Below are 5,008 nucleotides of genomic sequence, written 5' to 3'. Positions count from 1 at the left end.
CTGCCAGAAATATGTTGATGAAATCGTAACAGTAACCGATGATGAAATTTCATCAGCAATACTCGCCCTTATCGAACAGCACAAGCTGATCTCAGAGGGTGCAGGAGCTGTTTCAGTCGCAGCGGCAATGTTCAATAAAGTTCCGGTCAAGGGCAAAAAGGTAATCTGCCTTGTGTCAGGCGGAAATATTGATGTAACAATTCTTTCAAGAGTTATAAAAAGAGGTCTTTTAAAATCCGGACGTTCTGATTCTATCAATCTTGAGCTTATTGACAAGCCGGGTCAGCTTCGTGATGTTTCAAGAATTATTGCAGATCTGGGCGGAAATGTTATTGCAATACACCACGAAAGAGCAAGTGAAAATTCAGACATTAACGGATGCTATTTAAGAATTCTTCTGGAAACAAGAAATTTCGATCATATTACATCTATCCGCAAAGCACTGACAGATGCAGGCTTTAAAATAGTTGAGTAACATTTTTCGGGAAATATTCCGGAAAAGAGTCACAAATATAATTTTTATCAGGACAGCGGTTATAAGACGCTGTCCATAAAAACGGAGGTCTTTATCATGGCAGAAAAAATTTACACATCAAAAGCTCCGGAGGCTTTAGGTCCTTATTCACAGGCAATTGTTTCCGGAAATATGGTATTCACATCTGGTCAGATCGGAATCAATCCGGCAACCGGAGCAGTTGAAGCAACAAGTATTGCAGGTCAGGCTGAACAGGTCATGAAAAATCTTGAAGCTGTTCTGACTGAAGCAGGCACATCCTTTGACAAGGCAGTTAAAACAACATGCTTCTTAAAGAATATGTCTGATTTTGGTGCATTCAATGAAGTTTACGGAAAGTATTTTACTTCCAAGCCGGCAAGAAGCTGTGTTGCCGTAAAGGAACTTCCTAAGGATGTTTTAGTTGAAGTTGAAGTTATTGCTGAAAAGTAATATAAAAAAGCCGGTCGAAAGACCGGCTTAATTTTTTAGCTTTTATCAGATTCCGCATTCATCGTAATCTTTCCATTTTTCTTCATAGTCCTTATTGCTTATCATTCTGAAAACAATATATGCAACGGATGTAATACCGCATATAAGTGCCAGCAGAACAGGAATCAACACGGCAATTGAGTTTCTTTTTCTTTTTTTCTCTTCCATTTTGAACGCCTCTTTTCAACAATTAAAGTCCCATTTCAGCTTTGAGTCTTTCAAGCTCGGAATCAACCTTTGATGCATTTTCAAGTTTTTCAAATGCTTCTGCATCAGAGCTGCCTTCATCGGCTGCTATATCAGCAAATGCCTGAGCCTGAGCTTCCTTCTGAATGACTTTTTCTTCCATTCTGTCGAATTTCGCAGACGCACTGCTTGCGTCAAAACCGCCTGTTGACTGTGCAAGAGACTTCTGAGTATCAGCCATCTGGGAACGTGCAATAAGCATTGCCTGACGGCTTTTAGCCTCCTCAAGCTTTGACTTCAATACCTCAACCTGAGTTCTGATAGATTCTGTCTGCTGAGAAATGGTTTCATACATTTCCTTATACTGAGCAGTGTCCTTATCAGCCTTGACTTTATTTGCAAGTGCCTTTTTGGCAAGTTCCTCATCGCCTGCACTCAGAGCAGCTTTTGCCTTAGCCTCCCAGTCGGCAGACTTTGCAGCAGCCTGATCGTACTGCTTTTTAGCAGTTCTTTCGCTTGCAACAGCCTTTCCCAGAGCCTGAGTTGAGTTATTAAGCTCTTTTTGCATATCAACGATAATCTGTTTTACCATTTTTTCAGGATCTTCTGCCTTGTCAATAAGATCATTTACATTTGATTTAAGCAAATCACTTAAACGATGAAATATACCCATTTGACTAACCTCCTTAGTTTATAATGCAGGATACATAAGCAGTATCTCTGGCAATCCCATTGTATATGGATTTATTATAACTCAATTATTCCCATATGTCAAGACAATAATTGCGGGGTTTTGGATTCGGCTTTTATACTTTTGCGGAAAAGTAACTTAAAAAGGGTACGGATAAGCGGCTGAATAAAGAAAAGCTGAGAGAAAAAAGCAAACGGGAAATTAAAACATACAAGTTTCAGCCAGTTTGCAATTAGGGTAAAGAAATTAAATCCCTCATAGTATGGATAATACATAACAGCTGCCAAAAGACTCATTGCCGGACACATAAGTCCCACTGTCGCACAGATTATTGATGTTTCAAAAATTACCGGATTTGTATTGCGGGGATCAAAAACCTTTGATGCCAGCCGGAAGGAGCATGGACTTCCCATAACAATTTCAAGTCCGTAAGCCAGACAGAATTCCACCAGAATTACTGCCCATATTGGCATAAATCTTCCGAACATATAAACTCCGCCCTGATGATTTATAGCGGAAATTACACTTCCGACATTGTTGACTTCCTTAAGTACGCTTCCATTTACCACATACAAATTGTAGAAAACAAATGCATGTACGGTTACAACCACCGTCATGAATGCAAAGACCATTCTCTGAAACTGATTTTTCGGCATAAAAATGCACTCTCCTTTTTCATTTCTGCAAAAAATAACACAAGTAAATACAATGCCGCAAATCAAAGAAAGCATAGCTTCCGTAATCAGATTTACGTGCAAAGCACTACTTGTGTCGTTTATGCATATTATTAAATTTTATTACACTTTATTATAGCATAAATTCCGAAAAAAATCAAGAGTTAAATTGAGCCGTATACTGGTCTGACAGCAGTTTTTCTTGTAACAGGAACAGTATTTTTGCATGTCAGGGCAAAAGTAACCTCACTGCACACAAAGCGGATAAATGCCCAGTCTGTTTTTACAGAATTTTTTAGGCTGAGATATTTTTCATGAGCCGAATCAATCAGTTCAACTGTTTTTTTATTTCTGAATTTCATAAGGCTTTTATCAGGAAAATTCCCTCCGGAGTTTTCTGAAATATATTTATGAAGAACCGCTTCATATTCAACATGTTCTTTCAATGTACCTTTAAAATTCGGAGAATGCGGAAATGTGAAATAATCGCCTATAAAATGCACTGCTCTTCCCAGTTCAAAAAAGTCAGAGGCAGTATGAAGTTTTTCGGATAATCCTGAAACAGTTTTTTTAACATAATCTATCGTACCGCTGTAGGTATGTCCTTTAGCATATGTTAAAAGGTTTATATCCGGAGAAATACACCCTGTTTCAAAGGCTGCTTTTTTATAGCTTTTGTCGATAAATTTGTTTTTTGATATTATTAATTTTGCAAGTGCCAGATGATCTTTTGTTTCCATAGACTTTCTCCTTTTCCCGTTGTAACTTGACTTCCATATATATTATATGCCCTTTATATGAAAATTAGCGGAAATTTGAGTTAAGATGAAATAAAAAATTGCTTTATTTTCAAAAAGTAATTAACAAAAACTTATGGTTGACTTTACTGTTATGAAGGATTATAATATGAATAGCTTAATTAGAAAGGAGCTTTAAATTATGCAGAAATATCAGTGTGATCCATGCGGATACGTTTATGACCCTGAGGTTGGTGATCCCGACGGCGGAATTGCTCCGGGAACAGCTTTTGAAGATATTCCGGATGATTGGGTTTGTCCTGTATGCGGAGTAGGAAAAGATATGTTTTCACCTGTAGACTAAAAAAAGACGGCTTTAAGCCGTCTTTTTTTAGTTGAATCGTTTATTTCCGTTATCATCAGTCTGGTCTTTTATTTTACTCCATATATATCTGAGCTGCCATCCGTCATAATTGGTTATTTCAGTAGAATTTCCAGCCATCATAATGGTAGGCTCCGGGAAACCTCCTGGCGGGAATCCGTCAATTGCACCTTCTTCACCGTAGAAATCAGTTATACCGAATCCATGACCAAGTTCGTGTTCAAAAACATGGATATTTGTTCCATCCAGCATATTCAGATAAGCATCATCGGATAATCTTTGTCCCCAGTCACCGCCGCAGCCGCCTATATCCGGGAATCCCTGAGTTGCCCACAGGTACATGTCGAATCGCTTGTCAAGTCCGCCGGGGTAGTCATAACCGATTCCTGTATCGTAATGATACATTCTTGAAAGCTCATCAGGAGCATTTGGAAGAAGGGTCGGTATTTCTTCTCTTCCGTTTGATGTATCACCGCTGCTGTCATAAGGCGTACAGTCCGTATAAATAATTTCATCCGGCTGTCTGTCTAAAATTACATCATCATCTATAACAGCCCAGCCAACTATTTTAACGTCAATATGTCCGTACTTCCATCCGTCATAGCCCTCAAGATAATTAGTCCAGTTATTAACGGACGTTTCAATGAGATCTTCAAACTGCTGACGCTGTTCAAGGGTAACCTGTTTATATGACTGCCAGCGGACCACATAATTGAGCGTACCGTTTCCACCGTAAATCTGGTCAAAAATAGTATTCCATCTGCCGGTTGAGTTTTCTCTTTCAATCCGGTTTGTCCATACCCAGTCTAAAGGGTCTGCATAGTTTTCCGGCATGTCGCTTAAATCCAGCTGCTGTACTGTTGTGGTGGTAACTTCGGGTTCAGTGACAGTGGTTTCAGTTTCATACCAGATCGGAGCAGTAGTAGTTGTTGTTTCTTCTGTTATTGTTTCTGTAGGAGCCTCTGTTGGTACTTCTGTTGTAGCTTCAGTAGGCTGTTGTGCAGCATTATTTATAATGATACGTTTTAAAGCAATCAGGTCCAGTACATTTATATCCCCGTCACTGTTTACGTCTGCCGCATATTCATCTTCCGCTTCAAGAAATCCTTTTTTCACAAGGCAGTGACCAATAATTGTTACATCTTCAGCACTTAATATCCCATCTGTATTTATATCTCCTTTATATACAGATGGTATTTGCACTTCTTCAGCATTATAGTTTCTGTCCAAAGGAACAGCTGAAAGAAGCGTAACTGCCGACATAGTGATTACAGCTAGTTTTTTCTTTAGATTCATGATATTCCTCCCTCATATTATATATGAAAAATTTTAACATGTAATTTAAGGCGAGTC

Annotated in this window: 8 protein-coding genes; 3 read left to right on the top strand and 5 right to left on the bottom strand. The window is 38.8% G+C overall.

Going from position 1 to position 5,008, the window contains the following annotated elements; translation table 11 throughout:
- Both ACI4WO_RS00355 and ACI4WO_RS00350 read left to right on the top strand, forming a co-directional pair.
- Positions 1-475 (top strand): pyridoxal-phosphate dependent enzyme (locus tag ACI4WO_RS00355; protein ID WP_439805571.1); only part of this gene is annotated, 475 nt, incomplete at its 5' end.
- Between the two features lie 96 nt (positions 476-571).
- Positions 572-946 (top strand): RidA family protein, encoded by a 375-nt coding sequence (locus tag ACI4WO_RS00350; RefSeq protein WP_439805570.1) that lies wholly within the window; start codon positions 572-574, stop codon positions 944-946.
- Positions 947-991: 45 nt separating this feature from the next.
- Here the strand turns inward: ACI4WO_RS00350 and ACI4WO_RS00345 are convergent, their stop codons facing one another.
- The 4 genes from ACI4WO_RS00345 to ACI4WO_RS00330 form a co-directional block, all read right to left on the bottom strand.
- Complete coding sequence (locus ACI4WO_RS00345) at positions 992-1,153, bottom strand: hypothetical protein (protein ID WP_439805569.1); 162 nt, start codon at positions 1,151-1,153, stop codon at positions 992-994.
- A gap of 22 nt (positions 1,154-1,175) precedes the next feature.
- Positions 1,176-1,844 carry a PspA/IM30 family protein gene (locus ACI4WO_RS00340; RefSeq protein WP_439805568.1) on the bottom strand — a complete coding sequence of 223 codons (669 nt, stop codon included), beginning with the start codon at positions 1,842-1,844 and terminating at the stop codon, positions 1,176-1,178.
- A gap of 98 nt (positions 1,845-1,942) precedes the next feature.
- Positions 1,943-2,518, bottom strand: a complete 576-nt coding sequence (locus tag ACI4WO_RS00335) for a hypothetical protein (RefSeq protein ID WP_439805567.1) — start codon at positions 2,516-2,518, stop codon at positions 1,943-1,945.
- A gap of 182 nt (positions 2,519-2,700) precedes the next feature.
- Positions 2,701-3,276 carry a zinc dependent phospholipase C family protein gene (locus tag ACI4WO_RS00330; protein WP_439805566.1) on the bottom strand — a complete coding sequence of 192 codons (576 nt, stop codon included), beginning with the start codon at positions 3,274-3,276 and terminating at the stop codon, positions 2,701-2,703.
- Between the two features lie 199 nt (positions 3,277-3,475).
- Here ACI4WO_RS00330 and rd point away from each other — a divergent pair, with 199 nt between their 5' ends.
- Positions 3,476-3,637: a rubredoxin gene (gene rd, locus ACI4WO_RS00325; protein WP_439805565.1), complete on the top strand. Its 162-nt coding sequence runs from the start codon at positions 3,476-3,478 to the stop codon at positions 3,635-3,637.
- A gap of 27 nt (positions 3,638-3,664) precedes the next feature.
- On the opposite strand, the gene ACI4WO_RS00320 is transcribed toward rd, so the two are convergent.
- Positions 3,665-4,951, bottom strand: a complete 1,287-nt coding sequence (locus ACI4WO_RS00320) for a dockerin type I repeat-containing protein (protein WP_439805564.1) — start codon at positions 4,949-4,951, stop codon at positions 3,665-3,667.
- Positions 4,952-5,008 lie beyond the last annotated feature (57 nt).

This window comes from Porcipelethomonas sp., assembly GCF_051893655.1.
In the GTDB taxonomy this organism is placed as follows: Bacteria; Bacillota; Clostridia; order Oscillospirales; family Ruminococcaceae; genus Porcipelethomonas.
The sequence above is the reverse complement of the archived record's forward strand: the minus strand, read 5'-3'. Positions and strand labels throughout refer to the sequence as shown.